Here is a 20,820-nt window from a genome sequence, read left to right on the forward strand (position 1 = left end):
TCCAATAATAATTAAATCACACGGTTTACCTCTTAAGCTTTTTTAAGGCCTGTTCGAGGCCTTCGGGAGAAAGCTCAAACATGGAGAATATTTCCTTGACAATAGAAATTGTAAAAAACCCTCTATGTCCTTCCCATTCCTTTTCGGGAACAGGGTTAAGCCAGACCGAGTGTGGAAAGTGCTTGGCCAGGCGATTAAGCCAAACCTGGCCCGGTTCTTTGTTAAACTCATTCCAGGCGATGGCGCCGCCGGGTAACAGCATCTCGCTCTTGGACATGCTGGCGTCGCCGACAATTATCAATCGGTAGTCAGAATTAAATTTTTTCAGGAATTCTTCCGTCTTAATCGCTTTGTCCTCGGATATAAAATGGCTGGTGTATATGTTCTCATAGACACAGTTGTGAAAATAATAAAATTTAATTTCTTTAAAGTGAGTCGTGCGGTTGGCTGCTGTAAAAAGGCGGCTGCAGATCTGCATATACCGGTCCATTGAACCACCCGAGTCCATGAGCAGGATAATCTTGAATTTATTACGACGGGGGCGCTCCCAAACCAGCTTTAACATGCCGGCGTTCCTGCACGTGGCGTCTATGGTGCCGTTAATGTCAAGTTCGTCCTTTGGGCCTTCCAGCCTGGTAGTGAGCTGCCTCAGCCTGCGCAGCGCCATCTCATACTGCCGCACGCCGGTAATACTGTCATTCCGGTACCCCCGGTAGAGCCGTTCCGCGGCCACTTTAACGGCAGAGAGGTTAACTGACTCGCCTCCGATACGTATGCCTGCCGGGTTTTCACCGGAGTGCCCGAACATGGATGTCCCGCCTGTACCTATTTTATGCGGGCCTTCCTTATCTGCATCGCGCTGGTTTTTTAACCTTTCCTCAAGCTGCCGCCGCATTTCCAATAAATCATACTGGGAAAAAGGCGACTGCTTTTTAAGAGCAATCATCACCGCCGGCACAGGGTTATTAAGCCATTCCAGCGCTTTTTCCAAAATATCCTGCGGGGTTTCCAAACCTTTAAAATACCTGGCAAACGCCAGGTCATAACGGTCAAAGTGCGCCTCATTTTTTACCAGCACCGCCCGGGCCAGGTAGTAAAAGCCGGTCAGGCTGGAAAAAGCAAGGCCCTTTGCCAGCGCTTCCATTAGTGTTATCCACTCGTAGAAAGAGACAGGGACTCCCTCGCTTTTCAACTCGTGGAAAAAATCAATAAACAAAAGACTGCACCTTCCTTACACACTTAAATGTGTTAGTAGGGGACGGCTTTTGGTCTCCGGCCGGCCTTTTCGTCCAGATACCGCTGTGCCTTGGAGAAATCCTCGTTCTTTTTAACCAGCACCCCCAGGAACGGTAGCTCGCGGGCGATCACGTCCGGCCTGATACCGCCCAGCGTGAGCGCCCGCACCCAGTCCAGCAGTTCGCTCGTGCTTGGCTTTTTCAGGAGGCCGCTGACGCCGCGCAGAGCGTAAAAAGCTTCCATCGCCTGACGCATAAGGATCTCCTCCAGGTCGGGGTAGTGTACTTTGATAATCTCGGCCATCATATCCTTATCCGGAAAGTCTATATAATGGAAAATGCAGCGGCGCAGGAAAGCGTCAGGCAGTTCTTTCTCAGCATTGCTGGTAATGATAACGATAGGCCGCCTGCTGGCAGTGATGGTCTGCCCGGTTTCAGGTATATAGAAATTCATAATGTCCAGTTCCCACAGTAGGTCGTTGGGAAATTCAAGGTCGGCCTTGTCTATTTCGTCGATCAACAGCACCACAGGCTCATCACAGCTGAAAGCCTCTCCAAGTTTGCCGAGCTTGATATACCGGCTGATATCCGACACGTCGCATTCACCGAACTGGCTGTCGTAAAGCCGCTGTACCGTGTCATAGACATACAACCCTTCCTGGGCCTTGGTCGTCGACTTTATATTCCAGATAATAATTTTAAGTCCAAGGCTCTCGGCAATACTTTTTGCCAGCATGGTCTTGCCCGTACCCGGCTCACCTTTAATTAAAAGCGGCCGTCCCAAGGCCATTGCGACATTAACGCTGTTTTGCAGATCCTTGGCCGCTATATAGTCTTTTGATCCTTTAAACTTTGAAAATTCCATTTTATAACACCTCCATAGAAAAATGCGATATGACGGACCTGCAGCACTACGGATTAGAAGGCAAGCATAAATACTTAATAAAAAGGCCGGTACCCGGTAAAGATAACGGCCTTTATTTCTTAAACCTTAACAGTTACCTTCTTATCTGGCGGACAAGATACGCCGCTGTCAGCCACCGGAGGCCTGATGTCGCGGAAGCGCTTTGCTTTCAATTCAAATTCAGGCAGTGTGCCGGGAGGAAGTACTTCCACATCCATATTTACCATAAAAGACAGCTGCAATTTTTGAGCCACCTTTTTACGCAAATCATCCCACAACCCGGTATCAACATCTCTTTTCGGCTCGACCCGCACCGTTATCTTGTCCATCCCGTTATTATTCTTTGATGCTATATACTCGTAACTATCAGAGCATTCCGGGATTCCCCGTATCACATTTTCAATTCCCGCGACGGATACGCACACGCCCCGCACTTTTATGATGTCTCCTACCCGCCCCATGAATCCTTTCATGACACTCAGTGTCCTGCCGCAAGAGCAGACAGTGCCCGCGTCTATTCCTTTAACCAGGTCACCGGTCTCGTACCTGATACAGGGGTGGGTTTTACCCACTAAATCAGTAACCACCAGTTTTCCGGATTGTCCCGGCGGGACCGGTTCATCAGTATCCGGATCCAATACCTCGCAATAAGCGAGGTCGTCGTTCATATGTCCTACTCCTTCTTCACACATCCAGGCAAGGTAGTGTGTTTCCTGTGTTCCGCAATAATCAAATATTTTGGCTCCCCATGCTTCTTGCAGCCGCAAACCTGTATTTGGAATGGACATTGAGCCGGGCTCGCCGGCGGTTAAAATTTTCTTTACTCCCAGGGACCGGGCATCAACACCGTTTTCTTCGGCAACTTTGGCCAGGTGCAATATATATGTCGGCGTACCCATTAAAACCGTTATACCCAATTTCTTAATCATTGTCAGACGCATCAAGCTGTTCCAAATACCACCCGGAATCACCAGGGCCCCGATTAAATGCTCGCAGCAGTCATAAGCGGCGGCAAGTCCCAAAAAAGGTGTAAATCCAAAAGCGGCGTGCACAACATCATCATTCCTTATACCCGCCGCCCAAACGCTGCGTACCGCTCCTTCGCAAAAGTCCCCGAAATAATCTTCTTCAGTAAATGGAATGAGTACAGGTTCGCCGGTAGTCCCTGATGTCATACCTATGCGAATGAACGGACCGCGGCCGGAAACGCGCATCATCCCATAGGGAGGATTCTTTTCCTGGCTTGACCTTATTTCTTCTTTATGCAAAATGGGTATACGCCTAATGTCTTCAAGCGTCCTTAACTGCCCCGGGCAAAAACCGCTTTGCTCCCATTTCTCGCGATAAAAAGGACTTTTCTCCCAAAGGTAATTTATTTGCTCACGCAATCTGGCTAACTGGAGTCTTTTCATCTCTTTATAAGGCATTGTCTCCGCCGGAGACCAGTACTTGTAATCAACACCAGTAGTCTGACGAACCCCGGTCATTAACATATCAAACAACATCTCTCTTTCTCTTACCAGACATTTTGCCAGGAATTACACTGACTTCAGGGACCGGTTGTTATAGCAACACAATCCTCTGTTTTTTCATAACAATCCTTGGCTTAGTTAGTAAAATAGAGCATTTAAACAATATAAAGCGTTATTGCTTTGCGTCATTATATATGTTGTTGTCAAAACTTGTTGTCCTAACCTACCACCACCATATTTAATCCATGTGAGGTAGACGCCAAATCCGAAATTTATCCTTTTTAATCTTACCATCCACAAATGAATAAAGTGAAATATGTGTTTGCGATTGGATTGATAAGCACTGCCTATAAATATAATAATAATGAAATATAAAAGTCTAAAAATTCAACTAATAAGCCTAAGTTTAACAAGAACTATATAACTAAAAAATTAAGTTATGACCAAAAGTCCACCTTTTATTGAAAACTTGAGAGATATTATAATATAAATACAAAAAAAGGCTGAAGACCAAGAGTCTCAACCATATCCCATGCATATAAATATGTTTTGATTTTTAATAATCTCAAGATACCTTATAGGGATCCTGCTATAGCTATATTGTCTCTAATTATCCTTTATCCTTGCCGCCTGCGAGAGGTCCACGGTTTAAAAAAACGCCCTTTCCCCGTGCCACGTTTTTAAGATCACCGGATTTTATGATGCACTCAGCCAGGACTATGGTATTGCCCTGGTGTATAATCAACCCTTCCGCGGTAATTTTCTCACCAACGTCAGGATTGCTCATGTAATTAACTGTCAGCTCAACGGTTACCGGACGAAGGCCTGCGGATCGCAGGGCCATGCCCATACAATTGTCTGCCAGCGCAGCTATAACTCCACCGTGAGTACCACCATAGTAATTAGTGCATCTTTCGTCTAAGACCAGAGACAGCCGGCAATAATTTTTTGCCACCCTGTCAATCCTGGCGCCGATAAACTCGGCAAAAGGGCTTAGAGATACCTCTTGCACCTCCGCGGGTGCGGCCGGCCCTTCCCCTGGTTCTTTGATTTGTTTCATATGACTGCCCCCTGCCTCTTATTGTTGAAACATTACTGTCAGTTTAACGGGAGGAATAATAAAGACGGGTAAGATTGTAATCTTTTCTTTCGTATTTTTTATTTTCAACCGTATGAATGATATTTTTAAGGTCTTCCAAATACAACGTTACGTTAACCCAGCCCATTTTTTCATCATGAATATAAATGACTTTTGCAACATTTATGTTTTGGCCGGTTTTACTATAACTGCTCTCCATTATTTATCGCCCCGACGTTTTTTATTTGACGTGATCCGGGGTAACCCAATAGCTGGCGCCGCGGTACGGGCTCTGCAGCTCTTTGTAATGCTGTCTTTTGCTTAGAAACTCCTGCTTTTTGCTGTTCAGGTAAGCGTCAAAGTGCCGCTTTCTGCCCTCATCAGTAAAACGGTGTCCGTCTTTAGGGTAAAAAATTAGTTTGGCCTTTTCTCCCCCGGTATTAATCTCACCCCTGGTACCGCAAAATGGGCAAATTACATTTTCGCCGTCATACCTCAGGATATCGCTCCAACAGACAGGGCACTCGTTTATTTTGGGTGTCCGCTTATAGGCGGGATCAAACAGAGCCCTGCCCAGCTGCCGGGCTCTTTGCAGGTCAGCCGGTTTTTCTATAACTTCTGCGGGGTGTGCTCCGAAAAAGACCGCGCTGTCTACTAAATTTAAGTTTAAAAACCTGGCGGTAAGGTTTAAAGCCTGCTCGCTATAACCTTCCCAGCCGGGAGCGCCGTATGTGGTTGCCGTAACGCAGGGTTTCCCGGCAAACTGTTCGAATTTATTGCCTATGGAGACAAACCTGTCCTGGAGCTTTTTGATGCTGCTGTTAGGGCCTAAAATATAGCACGGGGCAGTTATAACCACAGCGTCCGCATGACGGATTTTTTCCAGCAGGAAACCCAGGTCGTCATCGATAACACAGGCAGATTCTTTAGGCAAACAGGAATAGCACGCCCTGCACCCTTTAATATCCAGGTCAGTCAGCCTGACCATCTCAAGCACGTTATCCTGGCCTGCAGCCTCCATGATCACCCTGGTTAGTATTTCACAATTTCCTAATTTTCTTGGCGAGGCAACTATCCCTAAGATCCTTTTCAACTGCTCCACCCCCGTTTAGACTGACATCCTTAATAAATGAGTTCAAATGAAACCTTTCCATTATTTTCATTCTTCCTTACCTTGCCAATATGTTGGAGATACTCCAGGTGGGTAACTGCCTCCCCTACTGCAAAAACTTTTTGGGCAGGCGGGAAAAGCTCCCAGGATTTTGCGCTTATATCCCAGGTCATTTGGCCTGCGATCCGGTAAGCATCCCTCAGGCCGGCCCCTAATATATCTAATACTTCATTAATCCTGTTCTGGTGATGCTGTTTTAGCTCGCCGATCCTTTTGTGGATGTTGTCAATCAACCGCCTATGGCCTGTGAGTACAATGCCTATATCCAGCCCATCGATTATATCGAGACTATGCAAATAATGTCCCAGAGAGTCTTCTATCCTTTTTTCAAAAGTAATATTGGGAGTAATATCGTCCAAAACATGGTCGCCCGAAACCAGGATCTTGCTTTTAGGTTCATAAAGACATATATGCCCCGGTGTGTGGCCGGGGGTTTCAATACAGGTGAAACAGTAATCCCCAACCTGGATTACATCATTTCCCCTGAGGATGGTGAAATCTTGTTTTACGCCAGGGTTGTACCTTCTGCCGGGATGTGCCCGCATAGCGCTGGTGATTTCTTCCAGCGGGAAGCCATAGACACCAAACATTGCGCTAATATTAGACCAGTAGGCGGGTGTCCCCGTCGCGTTTACAAGTTCTGAGTCAATTTCGCCGCAATACAGAGTGGACTTTTCCGTGGCCACAGCCGCGGACAGGCCGCTGTGATCGGCATGGACGTGTGTAAGTAAAATATCCGTTTTCTCTAAAACCGCATCCAGAGCGGCAAGTCCGGCAAACAGAGCTTCCCTGCTTTCCTCCCGGTTCCATCCGGTATCAATCAGCAGATTTCTTTCCCGCCCTTTGATCAAATAGGAATTCGTAGCCTTGAGGGGGCTCCCTGGAAGCGGAACTTCTATCTTGTAAATGTCAGGAAGGATTTCTTGAATCACTTAATGCCCTCCACGATCCAACATGATTGCATTAATAGCCCCTATCAGGGGCTATTAATGCAATCAGTTTTGAAATAATGTAAGGTATTTAAAACTAGTAATACTTACCGTTATGTTAATATCGATGTCAATTTTAATCTTACAACCCGAAAAAAACAAAGTGAAATATTTGTTTACGATTGCACTAATTAGCTCAGCCTATTAATAAAAAAAGATCCCTGGAATGACCAACCAGGAATCTCTTATACATATATGTTCTTTTTATCCCACAATCACCAACGATAAATTGCTCATCAAATTTTCCAGTCTCGCACTGCTGTTGCTAAGAATTTTAACTATGGGCCTGGTCGGCGCGTTTTTATTTTGCCCACTTACCACACCTTTTTCCCCGCTGCTCAGCTTTACCTGTGACCCGTTAGGAAAGAGAGCCAGGTGTCTGATGAAGGTATCAACTACCAATTTATCAAACAGCGTGCCGGACATGGCGATAAGATATTCTACCGCCTGGTAAATCGGCATTTTTGCAACCCCTGTACTGTTGGTTAAAATATCGAAAACATTTGCTGCCGATACTATTTTCGCAAATTGGTGCAGCTTAACGCCATTAATTGCGTTGGGGTAGCCCAATCCATCCGGCCTTTCATGATGTGAAAGCACAATATATTTAGATAAGGGGCTCACCTCATAGATATCGCTCAATAGATCATAACCCAATTTTGTGTGGGCGGTGAAGGTTTTACCGCTTTCGTTTAGTGGATTCTTTCCTGCGATATCATCCGGCAGCAGAGCTTTACCGATGTCATGCAAAAACGCCCCTGTGCCAAGCTTCATTAATTCCAGTTCATCATATCCTAAAAACCGTCCTATCACCACTGATATTAACGCGACATTAAAGGAATGTCCGTACAAGGCATCCCTGTTCACTCTCAGATCATCGAAGCGCATGAGGTCTTCGGTGTTGAAACATACCTGGTCAATCAACTCACTTACCAGGTCCTGGACTTCGTTGAAGGGTATATCTTTTTTTGCTTTTATGCTGCCGAAAGTTTTTTTCGCTAAACTCCTGCCGGCCATCTTTAATTTTTGATCAACAACGCTTTTAACTTCTATACCCTGAGAGATACTATCTTCGATGTAAATCTCAGTAATATCCATCTCTATAAGCCTTGCCCGGTATTTTTCCTTAAGCAGGCTGCCGCTGTTCAGTAATATTCTGCCGTCAACATCATATATGGTTTTTGCCAATACCACATCGCCGGTAATCTCCTGCAGGCTGGCTATTCTCAGGACAAAACACTCCTTTCGCTCGCAAATAAAAAACTACCCGGCCGTGAAAGAAGAGGTAGTGTCCCAAGATGATTATTCACGGCAACCCGGCTGTCATGGCATATGCTTTAGACCCGTGGCTTTGCGTCCCCATCTTTCGATTGGGTTTGCCTTTTTCGATTTTAGAAACACAAAACGATGTTTGATAGTGCTTTATACTCATATGATAATGGGAGCCAGGTCCAAAGTAAATAGGAACAGGCTCCTAATTAAAAACCAGGACCTTTGTACCAGAGACAGGTATACCTGGAACGTGTATTAGGCCGGGGAACGTCAAATTTGAGCCGTGGAAAACTTTCAAGGCCACAGGGATAACAGGGTTCAGGCTGGTTAAAATATAAAAAATTCATTCATAACGGAGCCAGCCATGGAAGTAAGGGAAAATATCATAGTTCCTTTAGGATACGGTAAATATGTCCGTTCAGACAAGATTATAGTTCTCGAGCCGATAGAAGACGACCGTGGGCCTGGCCGAAGAACAAAAGTTTTCGTGGAAGAACTAAAAGATCCAATTATAGCTTCAAGGACTGAAACTTCCATCGTATCTAATATTGTAGAAATCCCGAGGGAAATAGTTGAAGCAAACGTTGCTCTGGAATTGTTAAAAGATATTATGGACGATATTAATAATATCGGGCCTATGCTGAGAAAAAGCATAAAAAAAGAAGCCGGTCTCGATTTGGAAAAGATTGAAAAGCAAATTGAAGAGATCCTGAAGCATGAGATTGATTAAGGATTCGGGAACAAGCAAAAAAAACTTATTAAACTACTCTTTCTTCTTAATACAGTTTCTGACTGTAATTGCGTTAATAAGCGCCGGGAAAACAGATTACGTTAAAGATGTTGCATTAACCGTTATTGCTGCCGCGCTTTATATATTTATTGAATCAAAATACGGCATATCTGTGAGCAATTACATGAGAAGCTGCCTCTTAATATTAATTACCGCGCATAATTTTGCCGGTAAATATCTGGAACTATATCTTTCCTCAACTGTCTTTGACAAAATACTGCATGTATTCGGCACTTATTCAGCGGTGCTTATTTTCTTTTCGATAATGAATCAACTCATGGAAATATCGTTTAAAGCAAAAATAAATAAAATTATCTTTTTAGTGTTATTAGGCCTAAGCCTTGGCGCAGTCTTTGAAATGCTTGAATTTGCAGTGGATGTTTTAATAAATCCCAGAATACCCAACCAGGCCGGCCTGGCGGATACGAACCTGGACCTGGTATCGGACCTGCTCGGCGCCCTGGCGGCTGCTTTTCATCTCAGTTTAAAAAATCTGCAGCTTCAACCGCCAGGAGTTAGATGAATTCGCAGGATACCAACCTGTACCGCATGATAAATATCCGCCGCTTCCCTTGACATTACCGCCACCGCAATATGTTCTTTAATCTCATGCAACCTTCCGGCTTCTTCATCGTTGAGCTCGCCTGCGAAGGCCTTGCGGGACAGGGCCATAAACTCTGTTTTCCATTTCCCGGCCTCCTGGCTTGCCTTCAGCGCTGCTGCTGCTGCTGCTGCTGCTCATGTTACCTGTCTTTCATATCTCTTCTTTCGCACTCGGGACATTTTTCCAGGATATTACGCTCGTCACGGCCTTCCAACTCCTCGCACAGGCCTCCGCACGGTTCGGTGTGGATTAACACGTGTATGCCTGAAAGCGACATCCGCATATCTTCTTCAATCCGGTCACAAAGAGAATGTACTGTTTCGATGTGTTTGTCTTTCGGCACCACCAGGTGCAGGTCCACATAACGGTCGCTGCCCGACTTCCTGGTACGCAGTTTATGGAACTCTACAAACTCGCCCGAGTACTTCTTCAGAACGCTTAGAATAACGGATTCCTCGCCCTTGGGCAGGCCAAAATCCAAGATACTGCGCATCGAATCTCTAATCAGGTCATAAGCGGCTTTAAGTATCAGCAGGGCCACCAGCAGCGCTATAATGGGGTCAATAATCGTATACCCGGTTAAATAAATAAGTCCCAACCCCACAAAGACACCCAGTGAGGTGTAGACATCGGTGAGCAGGTGCCAGCCGTCGGCCGCCAGAGCCGGTGAATCTGTTTCCCTGGCCACTTTCAGCAATTTCCTCGAAACCAGGATATTTACCGCCGCTGAAACAGCCATTACGGCTGCGCCCAGGCCGAGGCCGTGGATTTCCCCGCCGCCTTTTAGCCTGGGCAGCGCGTTCAGGATGATTAGCACTCCCGCGGCTACAATCATAAGGGCCTCAATGATGCTGGACAAATTTTCAACTTTGCCGTGGCCGTAATTATGCCTTTCATCAGCAGGCTTGGATGATTTCCGCACCGCCGCGAAGGCTATTATCGCCGCGGCCAGGTCCAGGCCCGAGTGGAAGGCCTCGGAGATAACGCTGACCGAATTGATGGACAGGCCTACGGCGAGCTTACCGACCGTGAGAACCGTATTAGACCCGATTGAAAGGGCGGCCGCCTTTACCTTGTCGTTCAAACCGCGGAAACCTCCTGAAACAAATGATAATTACTCTTATTATTATCAGGAATGATTATCATTTGCTGTAAAAGTAGAAATGCCCCGGTGTCCATTTATCAGATGAAACCCGCGGGCAAAAAATTATGTTTGCTGTATATTGTTTATAGTATTTTATTCTAATAATTTTGATGCGTCAACCTTTATCCCCAACAGTTTATTATATGCGGCCCAAAGCCAGGCGTGCATCTATATTTAAATATCGGCAGCTAATCTAAAAGCTTAATCAATTCTGCAATTTCATTTCTGATATTTAATTTCTCTTCCGGTGATATGTATTTTAACAAAAAGCTGCTTTCAGTATTTTTACGAAATTCCCTGATGCCGTTTATCAGTTGATTGTATTCTTTTTGCTTGGCCTCAGAATCCGTCCTTATTTCCTGCAGCACAGCTTCCCTCAGAGCGCTGACCGACAGGCGTCCCTGAAAAGTCCTTTCAGCCCACATCTGCTGCTTGTCAGGATCTTTTATCTGAAGCAGCACCTTTCCATGACCCTGTTTTATATCTCCGCACATTAACATTTTCTGCACGTCAGGCGGCAGCTTGAGAAGCCTCAGGGTGTTGGCGATATTAGGCTGTGGCTTGCCAAGCTTTGCTGCTAATTCTTCCTGGGTAAGGCCCTCCTCCTCCAGGATCTTTTTATACGCCAGCGCTTCCTCTATAGGGTTGAGATTTTCCCTCTGAAGGTTCTCAATCAGCTGCAGCATCAGCTTGGATTCACTATCGTCAAAAATAATGGCGCGGATCGCTTTTACCTCGGCCAGCCTGGCCGCTTCAAAACGCCGGTGGCCGACCAGCAGAGTAAATGTCTCATCGCTGTTCTCTTTTACTATAACAGGCTGCAGCAGCCCCACGTTGCTGATAGACTGAGCCAACCCCCTTATCGCTTCCTTATTAAAACCCTGCCTGACATTGTCCTGGGTTACGATTTTTTCTATAGGAATGTCCATATACAAGACTACATCCCCCCTGGTCTATACTACTTTTTATATAAAACCTCCTCTCCTGCAAAATAATTGATTTAATATTTCAACAAATATTGCCATATTCCTGTTTAAGTGCAAAAAAAGACATAAAAAAAACAACCTGGACTGTTTAGCCCGGTTGTTCGAACAACTGTTCCATGCCCCATTAATGGGCGGCCTGCTGTGGTTGGGTCTTAATCATGTTTATCTCCTCAAAATTGTTATAAAAAAGGTCCTGGTTTTCCGGCGATACGAAACCGAGATCTATATGCAAGGCCCTGGCCAGGAACGGGTCCAGGGACGCAAGGTCGTCCCTGCCGACATCTGTCAGCGATACCTTGCCCAGGGTAATCGCTACCATTTCCATCTCACGCACAGCCGCGTTTAGGAAATAAAACAGGTTTTGGACAGACTTGTCAACGTCAAGGCGATCAGTCATTTTACCTGTATAAACTACCAGGTCCGTGGGTGGTTCAAAAGGAGTCGCCTTGGTGATCTGATCTCCCAGCATCGCCATAATGGCGGCGGTGCCGATATAGACCGCGTCGGCGCCCAGGGCCATGGCCTTAAGCATCTGTCCCGGAGTTACCAATCCACCCGTTATAATTAAGCTTACGTCTCTTATAGCTCCTTTTTGGGCGAGAAACTGGGCAGCCCTGCTTACTGCAAAGATTGTCGGCAGACCCACGTCGTCCTCGAGGGTCGGCGCTCCGCCGTGTGTGCCTCCCTCGGCCCCGTCGACCGTGATGAAGTCACACTCCGCGTCAAGGGCGACCTGCAATTCTTTTTCCAGGTGGTGCGTCGCCGCTATTTTCAGACCCACCGGGACGCCTGTCTCTTCTTTTAGCTCTCTTACCAGTTTAATAAAATCTTCTTTCGTATTAACACCGGAGAGCCGGGAATGTATTAACGCGTCCTGCCCCTCTTCCAGCTGGTAAACTTCCCTGTACTCCTCCCCGATATTTTTAAAAGCCGTCCGCTGCGGCGTCGAACCCTGGGCGCCCTGGCCCAGCTGGATTTCTATGGCGTCCAGCCTCATGTATTTATCCCTGCTGTTAAGCCAGCCGCCCCGGTTGTACTGTCCGATTAGAAGCTGAGCTTCTTGCCGCTCCTCTTCCATAAGGCCAGCCTCACCGGTATTGGTGGCGGTCCCGGCCATCGTCGCGGCCCTGGCCAGGGCAACCTTGGCGCTCTTGCTTAAAGCGCCGCCGAACGACATGCCGGCGATCATAATCGGTATGGAAATGTTCAGCGGTTTTTTCGCCCTGTGCCCGATTTTAACCGACGTATTTATGCCCACGTCCTCAGGAGTGGGAAAACGAAAAAGGTGGACCGGGCTGAACAATAGCTTTTCCCACGGGGAAAAGTGAATATGGCTGCCCAGCGGGCGCGGGATCGGAGTCCCTTTTGAAGCCCTTAAAGCGATTTCGACAAGATTTATGGGGCTGACTTTTTTAAACGCGGGGACCATTTCGTATATGTTTTCAATATACTGGTCCCTGGTCATAGTACGCACGGCGTCATCGGCGACCTCGTTTATGACTCCCCTGAAAAGCCTGGCTAATAAACCCAATTGCTAAGACCTCCTATTTCCCAGACATCGTTTGTTGGATTTCTTCAATTTTTTGAGCCATTGCGATGCAGATCTGTTTTATTTCGCCCAGCTGCCTGGCGCTGCTTTGCTCGGACACGGCGATGCTTGTCAACCTCTGGTCTTCATACTTGGTCAGGTCATTGTAGTGCTGTCTTTCAACCTGAGCGAGAGTCCCGGCCACAGTTTGGATCCTGTTTAAATCCGAGTGAAAGGAAGCGAGTGTTTCCGACATGTTTGGCAGGTGTTCCATTATTTAACCTCCTGGTCAATTTAATCTTTGACAATATAATTACCCATAATTATGGTATCAGTCGTGGGACTTTCTGCCAGCCTCATATTAAAAGCGTGTCAAAGGGGACGGTTCTTCTGACATGCTCTGTTAGTAAACACCTGAAAATAAAAAAAGGCCTTTACGCCTGTTGACAAATAATATCTTTCTCCATATATAATAAAGGACCTAAGGCCGGTTTTGCAGCCCTTTTACGAAAACGCTTACCACATCCGGATCGAACTGGATTCCCCTCCCCTCTTTAATCCGGTTGACTGCTTCACGATGGGAAAACCCTCTTCTGAACGGCCGGCCCGAGGTCATCGCCTCGTAGGCGTCGGCGACAGAAATAATCCTGGAGAATATCGGTATTTCATCACCTGCTGTCCCGTTTGGATATCCCCGGCCGTTATAGAACTCATGGTGACATAGAATTATGGAAGCTGCTTCCCTATATTGAATAAAAGGCTGCAGCAGGTTATTCCCTGATACCGGGTGCTGCTTCACTATCTCCCATTCCTCGCTATTTAAAACCGCGGTTTTATATAGTATCTTGATGGGGATAAGCATTTTACCAATATCGTGCAGTAAGGCAGCCAGCAGCAAGGTGCTGCATTGATCGCTGGGAAAGCCCATCTGGCTCCCTATTAAAACAGCATACCTGGCAACATTAATTGAATGGTCTCCAATCAACGGATCCAATAAAGACAAATTTTCACTGAGGCAAGACGCCGCCCTGGACACGTCACTTATCTCTGTGATAATCCTCAGTATCTCCGGGATAGATTCTATCTGTTTCACTTAGACCACCATCTTTGCCCAGCAGAGATAATTCTTTAATTAATTAAAAAATAAAAAATATAAATTAAAAATCCTGAATATATTTTAGCCTTTTTTGGCTGGTATGGCTATTATTTTTAATTTTTTCCGCGGCAGGGATAACGTAACAAATAATATTAAGTTTACCTTTAGTATATTTAGGCAGGATTGGATGAAGGATCTTATACTAGGCGTGTCAAATAAGTAGCAAGAGATTTTTTAATTTTTTGACATTGGAGGGAAATTATTTGTTAGTACACGAGCTAATCCAAACAGGATCCGGTGACAAAATCGCCATATACGAGAAAGGCGCTGCCTATAGTTACGCACAGCTGCAAAGGAAGGTCTCTCAATACCGAAGCTACCTGTATGCTTTGGGTGTGCGCGGCCATGACAATGTAGCCCTTTACGCCAGGAATTCCGCGGAATTCATTTTCAGCTACATGGCGATTGCCAGCCTGGGAGGAGTAGTCGTGCCTCTTAATACAATGCTCACACCCCGGGAAATTGCTTTCATCTTAAAAGACGCGGAAGTCAAACACGTAATAACTGACAAGGACATAAATTTTTCCGGCCAGTTCGAAGAGGGATCAGGGCCTCCCATAAAGGTTTTTATAGCTGACATCGAGAAGGAAACAGCTGATAAAAGATATCCGGACCCCTCCGCTGTTTTAATCAAGGAGTCTGATCCCTGTGTAATCCTGTATACCTCCGGTACAACGGGCCGCCCAAAGGGAGCCCTGCTTTCCCACAACAACCTGGTCTCTAACGCGAGAGCATTTTCAGAAGCAACGGAGTCCGGGCCTGATGACAACACCCTGTGCGTACTGCCGATGTTCCACAGTTTCGGTTGGACCTGCACCATTGCAACTCCTCTTTATAATGGGGCCTCTATTACAATTGTTGAAACTTTCCTACCGAAAGATGTAATCGCCACTATTCGCGACCATGGCATTACCCTGGTGGCTGGTGTGCCCGCCATGTACAATTTTTATACTTCACTGGCCAAGCCTGAAGACCTGGCGGGAGTACGCCTTTTCGTCAGCGGGGGAGCATCTCTGCCAATGGAAATCCTTGAAAGGTTCCATGAGAAAACAAAAAAACATGTTATTGAAGGATACGGCCTTTCCGAAGCCTCCCCGGTTGTGGCTTTCAACCCGTTAAGCCTTACAAAACCGGGATCTATCGGCCTGCCGGTCCTAGACAATAAAGTAAAGATATTCGACAATAACGGCAATGAAATGGGCTGTCGTGAGATAGGAGAACTGCTGGTACAGGGACCAAACGTCATGCTCGGTTACTATAATTTGCCGGCGGAAACCGCTGAAGCCCTCAGGGACGGCTGGCTGTACACCGGTGATTTGGCTTATATAGATGAGGACGGCTACATTTTCATTGTTGACCGTAAAAAGGACATGATCATTGTCAGCGGCCTTAACGTCTACCCCAGGGAAGTGGAAGAGATCCTTTACCAGTATCCGGCTATTAAAGAGGCGGCTGCGATCGGTGTCCCCGATAAGAGCCGGGGGGAATCGGTGCGTGCGTACGTAGTGCTTAAGGAGGATATGAAACTGGATAAAAAAGACCTTATGGCCTTTCTCAAATCAAACCTGGCCCAGTTCAAACTGCCCAGGGAGATTGTTGAAATTGACTCGCTGCCTAAAAACGCCACCGGCAAGATATTAAAGAAAGAGCTGCGCAATATCACATCCTAAATCAGTTCAAAATCATTTTATACAACTGTTTATGCAATATGGTTACTTATAGAAAAAAGGCTGCGTCAAGACAGCCTTTTTTTATTGCGCTTATTTATTTTTATCGGCAATATAAATAGATCAGCCGGATATGAAACTATTTAATAATACCTGGTTATAAAAACTGCTGCCATGAAACAGACTAATACCTGGAGGTGTACAACTTGCCAAAACATAAATTTCCCGATAATGAGCGAGATAAGGCAGCGATCGGCCGCAGGAAAGGGAAAAAAAGCACGGAAGAGTCAGAGGATCTTCAGATGGCTGAAGATCTATTTGAAACAGGCGCTTACACAAACGGTATGATGGGTATCTAAACAAAATTTTGAAACATATATCAACGTCCTTTTAATCAAATATGTAAAAATGTTAGAAATTCGGGCGGGGAAACAAAAAGTCCCGCCTTCAAGAGACGGGATAGTAGGGTGTAGGGGGTCAGTTATCCTGATTTCCCCTATATCTTACCTTTTGCTTATTATGAATTTATTATTAAATCTTTAAATTACTATTAATATTACTTTACAAAATTATCCACAGACTGTTGAAAAACATCACTTTTTAGAGTGCCGATTTGTATTGCCTTTACTATTTTCATATATCGAACTCGGCGATGATAAATGTATGGTCCGAAGGCCTTTCCATTTTCCTCGGCTCCACGTCAATCCGGGCGCTGAGCGATTTTTCGGCTATAGGGGCCGTTGCCCAGATGTGGTCTACCCGCCAGCCTAAGTTTCTCTCAAAAAGCCTCGGCATCCGGTAGTCCCAGAAGGTGTAGTGCCCTCCTTCCTTCACATGGAGGCGGAACACGTCAACAAAACCCCACTCCTTTACATACTGCAGCGCTTTATGTTCTTCCGGATGGAAACCTATACGGCCGTATAGCCTTTTGGGGTTATGCACGTCAATCGGCTCGGGCGCCACATTGAAATCGCCCAGCCAGATCAGGCGGTCCTCAGGTTTATAGCGGCTGTCAAAATACTCTCTCATCGACCTGATCCACTTGAGTTTATATGCAAATACCTCGCTCTTGGGGTCATACCCCTGGGGCACATATGTATTCACCACGGGGATCCCTTTGACGGCGGCTTCGATCAGGCGGGCTTCGCCCTGCTCCGCCCACTCTCCGATCCCGGTATGGACCTTTTCCGGCACGTGCGGGCTGATAATAGCGACTCCGTTATATGATTTTCGCCCGCTGAAGACAGCATGGTAGCCTCTCTTTTCAAATTCCGCGTGCGGGAAGTCCTTGTCCTCCACCTTTGTTTCCTGCAGGCATAGCACATCGGCTTTTTCCCTGTCCAGCCAGTCAAGCACCAGTGGCAGGCGGGCACGTATTGAATTTGTGTTAAAGCTTGCAACTTTAAACATAATATACTCCAACCTTCTCTTACCGGCTGCACCGGGTCATCCAGTATGATTATTCACACTCCAGCCTAATATTCATACACCCAAAAACCTCGGCGGCCAGGTCTTTGGGTGTAATTATTCTGCTAAAACAATTTGACAGGATTTACAGGATTACTAGGATTTACAGGATTTAAATTATTATTAGGTATAAAACATAATAAATTCTATTTGAATAATCATTGTTTATACATGAATGTCTTTTAAGTCAGTCTACCTGTCCAATACCATGATGTTGTCGACAATCGGGTCAATAGTCCCCTGGATCGTACATCTCTCTGCCTTGAGCATCTTCACGTAATCAATTATGTCCGCTGTTATGATCTCTCCCATGCTGACCAGGGGAATACCGGGAGGATATACCATAACCATTTCCCCGGCAATCTCACCGGCGCACTGTTCAAGCGGGACTGACCTTTTTTTGCTGAAAAACGCGTCTCTTGGCGGCATAACCACTTCCGGGCTGAATTGGATCGTTTCAATCCTTTTGACTTCTTTCCTTTTGGCGTTATCGGCGATATCCCTGAGGGCGGCGACGAAAGACTGGAGGAATTCTTCTTTTTCACCCAGGCTGATTACGGCGAGTATGTTGTACATATCGGCCAGCTCGATCAATATATTATAATCTTTGGCCAGGATCTCTTCCACCTCGTACCCGGTCAGGCCTAGTTTTTGCACGCTTACCAAAAGCTTGGTCTCATCGAAACTTAATTTGCCGGACTTTTCAAAGTAATTTTTGTCAGGGGCGAACAGCCCGTCGATTTTATTGATTTCTTCTCTGGTCCGGTTTACCATTGCCAAAATACGGTCTAGCATCTGCCTGCCGTTGACAGACAGCTGCTTTCTGGCCACATCCAGGGAACACAGCAGGATATACGACGGGCTGGATGAATAGGTTAGGTTCAACACCTGCTTGATATAGCTGGGGTTTATCTTGCTGCTGCCGACGAGAAGCGCTGAACTCTGGGTCATGGAACCGCCGGTTTTGTGCAGGCTGGCCGCGCTCATATCCGCCCCGGCCGCCATGGCGGATATCGGAAAATGAGGATGAAAACCCATGTGGGTCCCGTGCGCCTCGTCTACCAGCACCGGCATACAGCCTCTGTGAGCGGTCTCCACAATCCGCGCCAGCTCTGAGGCCACCCCGTAATACGACGGGTTAATAGCCATAACCGCCTTGGCGTCCCGGTTCTGGTCTATGGCCTCCCGCAGCCCATCAGCCGTGATACCGGTGACAATGCCCAGGTAATCGTCAATTTCCGGCTGGACATAGACCGGGTTGGCCCCGCTTAGGATTAGGCCGTTAAAAATTGATTTATGCGCATTTCTGGGCAGGATGATCTTATCGCCGGGTGTGCAGGAGCTTAATATCATGGCCTGCACGCCGGAGGTAGTCCCGTTAATTAAAAAATAAGCGTGTTTTGCCCCCAACGAATCTGCCAGCAGCTTTTCCGCCTCTGCGATCACTGAGATCGGGTCCCAGATCAGATCTATGCCCCGGGTCTCGTTCAAATCCATTTTAAGGACGTTTTCGCCGACAAATTCCCTGTATTCCTCCAGCCCGTACCCATGCTTATGGCCTGGGATCTGCAGCGGGATCGCATTCCTCTTGACATGATATTTAACAGCGTCAAATAGTGGTGTTCTATTCTGGTCTAAATTCATGTTTATTCAGATCATACTCCTAACATTGCTGCGCGGCAGCATTTATTTCCCGCAGGTTTTCGGATGATACCAGCACCACTATAGGTGTCTGCTGGTCGTCGTTGCCATGAGGGTTATCTTTCAGGTAAGCTGTAAGCGCTTCAGAGTCAACACCGTCAGTCGCGGCCAGGATGTCTACTTTCCCGATGTCATTAATATCGGTGATAACCGCGTCGACCCCGGTGACCTGCTTGATCCTCTCCACAACACGCTGAGTGTCTTTCGGGCCCAGTACAATATGGCGGTCAAAAGGCCACATCGTGCCGGCAAAGTCGTCTATCTGGGCCAGCTGCCTGCCGGCAACCCTGTAAAAATCTCCCCTGCGGCCAACCAGCCGACCAAGCCCAGCCGCCGCCACCCCTAACAGGAAACGGGCGGTACCGACCTCCTCCATTGCCACCTGGATGGAAGGAGGAGCGGCGAGGCTGCCTTCCTTGCCGGGAAAGTGGCACAGGATTTTGGCAAGTAGCCCCGGTTTAACCGTGTCCGGCAGGATCGCCCTGCCCTGGCTGATGGCCACAACACTTTCGGCAACCGCGACAATATCGCCAGGCGACGCTATCTTGCCGGTATATTTTTCCACCACATCTACTATATCGTCTTTCTCCGTGATGATATGAGTCCTGATCGGCAATCTTCCTGCTATCACTCTTTATCACCTCTTGTACTTGGCCTGTCAGAGGCGAAGTATTTTATCAACCCGTTCACAATACCCTCGGCAGCCCTCTTTTGGATCGTCAGGCCGCGCAGGAATACTTCCTCCACGATATTGGTGATAGTCACAATCTCTACTTCAACAGCCGGTATACCTTTATCCATTCCGGCCAGGGCAGGCTGACCCGCGACCCCCCTGTCCATTACCTTCAGCTTCTTTATAATTTCTTCCTGTATATACCGGGCCAGCTCCTCGCTGCCATTGTCCAGGGGCGCGTAAAGAGAGGCGGCCCCCTCAACACTGCTGTCTGCGCTGGCGTTGGTGTGAATGCTGATAAAGGCGTCAGCACGCTCTTTTACAGCAATTCCGGCCCTTTCTCCTCCGGAGAGATCTTCGTCGCCGCTCCTGGTTAAGGTAACCTCCGCCCCGGTTCTTTTTAAAAGTTTCTCAAGGTTCCTGGCTATCGGCAAAACCACGTTTTTTTCCAGGAGGCTTACCGGTCCCCTGCCGCCAAAATCCTTACCTCCATGGCCGGGGTCAACCACAATTCTTTTACCGGATAATAACCCAGTTATGAACGAACGTTCCAGGGTTATCACCAGGCGGGAAGGAAAATCATTGTACACCGCATGCTTAAACACAGCCGGATGGTCCAGCGCCATCTGCACCCTGACCGTGTCATGGCCCAACTGCTCTATATTGATATCACGCAGCAGGCCGTCATTAACCTCCAGCTTTCCCTCAGGCATATTCACATCAGCGCCGGCGCACTCAAGCACGATACCGCCGTTTATTTCTTTCAGCGTGTATTCATAGGGTCTGGTAGACTCGACAACCACTCTGGTTAGCCATTCACCATTTTCCCCGTCAACAACTTTCGACCACAGGTTTGTTATTCTGGGACTATTCCCCAAATGCAAAAAGGCTCCCTCCCCGCAAAAAATGCATGGAACCGTGTTATAATTGTCAATTTTTTAAGATTCTTTAAGTTAAACTATTTTCCTTCTTTTGATTTCATT

22 protein-coding genes and 1 riboswitch are annotated in these 20,820 nt (G+C 46.9%); of the genes, 4 read left to right on the forward strand and 18 right to left on the reverse strand.

Annotated elements, in window-relative coordinates; all coding sequences use genetic code 11:
* Window positions 1-25: 25 nt before the first annotated feature.
* From ACOBQJ_RS06665 to ACOBQJ_RS06700, 8 genes are all read right to left on the reverse strand, one after another.
* Window positions 26-1,216: a vWA domain-containing protein gene (locus ACOBQJ_RS06665; protein WP_421070960.1), complete on the reverse strand. Its 1,191-nt coding sequence runs from the start codon at window positions 1,214-1,216 to the stop codon at window positions 26-28.
* A 32-nt stretch (window positions 1,217-1,248) separates the two neighbouring features.
* Window positions 1,249-2,100 carry an AAA family ATPase gene (locus tag ACOBQJ_RS06670; protein ID WP_421070961.1) on the reverse strand — a complete coding sequence of 284 codons (852 nt, stop codon included), beginning with the start codon at window positions 2,098-2,100 and terminating at the stop codon, window positions 1,249-1,251.
* 119 nt (window positions 2,101-2,219) lie between these two features.
* Window positions 2,220-3,644 (reverse strand): phenylacetate--CoA ligase family protein, encoded by a 1,425-nt coding sequence (locus ACOBQJ_RS06675; protein ID WP_421070962.1) that lies wholly within the window; start codon window positions 3,642-3,644, stop codon window positions 2,220-2,222.
* Between the two features lie 577 nt (window positions 3,645-4,221).
* Window positions 4,222-4,671: a PaaI family thioesterase gene (locus tag ACOBQJ_RS06680; RefSeq protein ID WP_421070963.1), complete on the reverse strand. Its 450-nt coding sequence runs from the start codon at window positions 4,669-4,671 to the stop codon at window positions 4,222-4,224.
* A gap of 43 nt (window positions 4,672-4,714) precedes the next feature.
* Window positions 4,715-4,909 carry a hypothetical protein gene (locus ACOBQJ_RS06685; RefSeq protein WP_421070964.1) on the reverse strand — a complete coding sequence of 65 codons (195 nt, stop codon included), beginning with the start codon at window positions 4,907-4,909 and terminating at the stop codon, window positions 4,715-4,717.
* A gap of 21 nt (window positions 4,910-4,930) precedes the next feature.
* Window positions 4,931-5,782, reverse strand: a complete 852-nt coding sequence (locus ACOBQJ_RS06690) for a flavodoxin family protein (protein WP_421070965.1) — start codon at window positions 5,780-5,782, stop codon at window positions 4,931-4,933.
* 29 nt (window positions 5,783-5,811) lie between these two features.
* A complete protein-coding gene (locus ACOBQJ_RS06695; protein ID WP_421070966.1) occupies window positions 5,812-6,792 on the reverse strand; it encodes an MBL fold metallo-hydrolase in 981 nt (326 codons plus the stop codon).
* A gap of 261 nt (window positions 6,793-7,053) precedes the next feature.
* Complete coding sequence (locus tag ACOBQJ_RS06700) at window positions 7,054-8,043, reverse strand: HD-GYP domain-containing protein (protein WP_421070967.1); 990 nt, start codon at window positions 8,041-8,043, stop codon at window positions 7,054-7,056.
* A 113-nt stretch (window positions 8,044-8,156) separates the two neighbouring features.
* Window positions 8,157-8,240, reverse strand: a riboswitch (cyclic di-GMP riboswitch).
* Between the two features lie 245 nt (window positions 8,241-8,485).
* Here ACOBQJ_RS06700 and ACOBQJ_RS06705 point away from each other — a divergent pair.
* Window positions 8,486-8,851 (forward strand): hypothetical protein, encoded by a 366-nt coding sequence (locus ACOBQJ_RS06705; protein WP_421070968.1) that lies wholly within the window; start codon window positions 8,486-8,488, stop codon window positions 8,849-8,851.
* Window positions 8,838-9,434, forward strand: coding sequence for a hypothetical protein (locus ACOBQJ_RS06710; protein ID WP_421070969.1), 597 nt, complete (start codon window positions 8,838-8,840; stop codon window positions 9,432-9,434). The genes ACOBQJ_RS06705 and ACOBQJ_RS06710 overlap by 14 nt, the downstream gene beginning before the upstream one ends.
* Here ACOBQJ_RS06710 and ACOBQJ_RS06715 read toward each other — a convergent pair.
* From ACOBQJ_RS06715 to ACOBQJ_RS06740, 6 genes are all read right to left on the reverse strand, one after another.
* A complete protein-coding gene (locus tag ACOBQJ_RS06715) occupies window positions 9,413-9,583 on the reverse strand; it encodes a hypothetical protein (RefSeq protein WP_421070970.1) in 171 nt (56 codons plus the stop codon). The two genes, ACOBQJ_RS06710 and ACOBQJ_RS06715, sit on opposite strands and share 22 nt — an antisense overlap.
* A 71-nt stretch (window positions 9,584-9,654) precedes the next feature.
* Window positions 9,655-10,599, reverse strand: a complete 945-nt coding sequence (locus tag ACOBQJ_RS06720) for a cation diffusion facilitator family transporter (protein WP_421070971.1) — start codon at window positions 10,597-10,599, stop codon at window positions 9,655-9,657.
* 248 nt (window positions 10,600-10,847) lie between these two features.
* Window positions 10,848-11,588, reverse strand: a complete 741-nt coding sequence (locus ACOBQJ_RS06725; protein WP_421071172.1) for a ParB/RepB/Spo0J family partition protein — start codon at window positions 11,586-11,588, stop codon at window positions 10,848-10,850.
* Window positions 11,589-11,769: 181 nt separating this feature from the next.
* A complete protein-coding gene (locus ACOBQJ_RS06730) occupies window positions 11,770-13,176 on the reverse strand; it encodes an FMN-binding glutamate synthase family protein (RefSeq protein ID WP_421070972.1) in 1,407 nt (468 codons plus the stop codon).
* Window positions 13,177-13,189: 13 nt separating this feature from the next.
* Window positions 13,190-13,447 (reverse strand): hypothetical protein, encoded by a 258-nt coding sequence (locus tag ACOBQJ_RS06735; RefSeq protein WP_421070973.1) that lies wholly within the window; start codon window positions 13,445-13,447, stop codon window positions 13,190-13,192.
* A gap of 207 nt (window positions 13,448-13,654) precedes the next feature.
* Entirely contained in the window at window positions 13,655-14,266 is a 612-nt protein-coding gene (locus ACOBQJ_RS06740; protein WP_421070974.1) for an HD-GYP domain-containing protein, read from the reverse strand.
* A 266-nt stretch (window positions 14,267-14,532) separates the two neighbouring features.
* Between ACOBQJ_RS06740 and ACOBQJ_RS06745 the strand changes: the two genes are divergently transcribed.
* Window positions 14,533-15,999, forward strand: coding sequence for a long-chain-fatty-acid--CoA ligase (locus tag ACOBQJ_RS06745; protein ID WP_421070975.1), 1,467 nt, complete (start codon window positions 14,533-14,535; stop codon window positions 15,997-15,999).
* A gap of 203 nt (window positions 16,000-16,202) precedes the next feature.
* On the forward strand, window positions 16,203-16,355 hold the full coding sequence (locus tag ACOBQJ_RS06750) for a hypothetical protein (RefSeq protein ID WP_421070976.1): 153 nt from the start codon (window positions 16,203-16,205) through the stop codon (window positions 16,353-16,355).
* 274 nt (window positions 16,356-16,629) lie between these two features.
* Here the strand turns inward: ACOBQJ_RS06750 and xth are convergent, their stop codons facing one another.
* The 4 genes from xth to ACOBQJ_RS06770 form a co-directional block, all read right to left on the reverse strand.
* Window positions 16,630-17,406 (reverse strand): exodeoxyribonuclease III, encoded by a 777-nt coding sequence (xth, locus tag ACOBQJ_RS06755; protein ID WP_421070977.1) that lies wholly within the window; start codon window positions 17,404-17,406, stop codon window positions 16,630-16,632.
* Between the two features lie 249 nt (window positions 17,407-17,655).
* Window positions 17,656-19,107, reverse strand: a complete 1,452-nt coding sequence (locus ACOBQJ_RS06760) for an aminotransferase class I/II-fold pyridoxal phosphate-dependent enzyme (RefSeq protein ID WP_421070978.1) — start codon at window positions 19,105-19,107, stop codon at window positions 17,656-17,658.
* A gap of 19 nt (window positions 19,108-19,126) precedes the next feature.
* Window positions 19,127-19,795, reverse strand: a complete 669-nt coding sequence (locus ACOBQJ_RS06765) for a coenzyme F420-0:L-glutamate ligase (RefSeq protein WP_421070979.1) — start codon at window positions 19,793-19,795, stop codon at window positions 19,127-19,129.
* The gene (locus ACOBQJ_RS06770) at window positions 19,792-20,721 is read right to left on the reverse strand and encodes an N-acetylmuramoyl-L-alanine amidase (RefSeq protein WP_421070980.1); all 930 of its coding nucleotides are present in this window, start codon (window positions 20,719-20,721) and stop codon (window positions 19,792-19,794) included. Before ACOBQJ_RS06770 ends, ACOBQJ_RS06765 begins: the two co-directional genes overlap by 4 nt.
* Window positions 20,722-20,820: the final 99 nt, after the last annotated feature.

Origin of the sequence: Pelotomaculum propionicicum (assembly GCF_048984525.1) — a bacterium.
Taxonomy (GTDB): domain Bacteria; phylum Bacillota; class Desulfotomaculia; order Desulfotomaculales; family Pelotomaculaceae; genus Syntrophopropionicum; species Syntrophopropionicum propionicicum_A.

Bases quoted from the DNA above. Each gene is read 5' to 3' on its own strand.
- ACOBQJ_RS06670 (WP_421070961.1), bottom strand. From the start codon at position 2,100: ATGGAATTTTCAAAGTTTAAAGGATCAAAAGACTATATAGCGGCCAAG.
- ACOBQJ_RS06675 (WP_421070962.1), bottom strand. From the start codon at position 3,644: ATGTTGTTTGATATGTTAATGACCGGGGTTCGTCAGACTACTGGTGTT.
- ACOBQJ_RS06680 (WP_421070963.1), bottom strand. From the start codon at position 4,671: ATGAAACAAATCAAAGAACCAGGGGAAGGGCCGGCCGCACCCGCGGAG.
- ACOBQJ_RS06685 (WP_421070964.1), bottom strand. From the start codon at position 4,909: ATGGAGAGCAGTTATAGTAAAACCGGCCAAAACATAAATGTTGCAAAA.
- ACOBQJ_RS06705 (WP_421070968.1), top strand. From the start codon at position 8,486: ATGGAAGTAAGGGAAAATATCATAGTTCCTTTAGGATACGGTAAATAT.
- ACOBQJ_RS06710 (WP_421070969.1), top strand. From the start codon at position 8,838: ATGAGATTGATTAAGGATTCGGGAACAAGCAAAAAAAACTTATTAAAC.
- ACOBQJ_RS06715 (WP_421070970.1), bottom strand. From the start codon at position 9,583: ATGGCCCTGTCCCGCAAGGCCTTCGCAGGCGAGCTCAACGATGAAGAA.
- ACOBQJ_RS06725 (WP_421071172.1), bottom strand. From the start codon at position 11,588: ATGGACATTCCTATAGAAAAAATCGTAACCCAGGACAATGTCAGGCAG.
- ACOBQJ_RS06735 (WP_421070973.1), bottom strand. From the start codon at position 13,447: ATGGAACACCTGCCAAACATGTCGGAAACACTCGCTTCCTTTCACTCG.
- xth (WP_421070977.1), bottom strand. From the start codon at position 17,406: ATGTTTAAAGTTGCAAGCTTTAACACAAATTCAATACGTGCCCGCCTG.
- ACOBQJ_RS06760 (WP_421070978.1), bottom strand. From the start codon at position 19,107: ATGAATTTAGACCAGAATAGAACACCACTATTTGACGCTGTTAAATAT.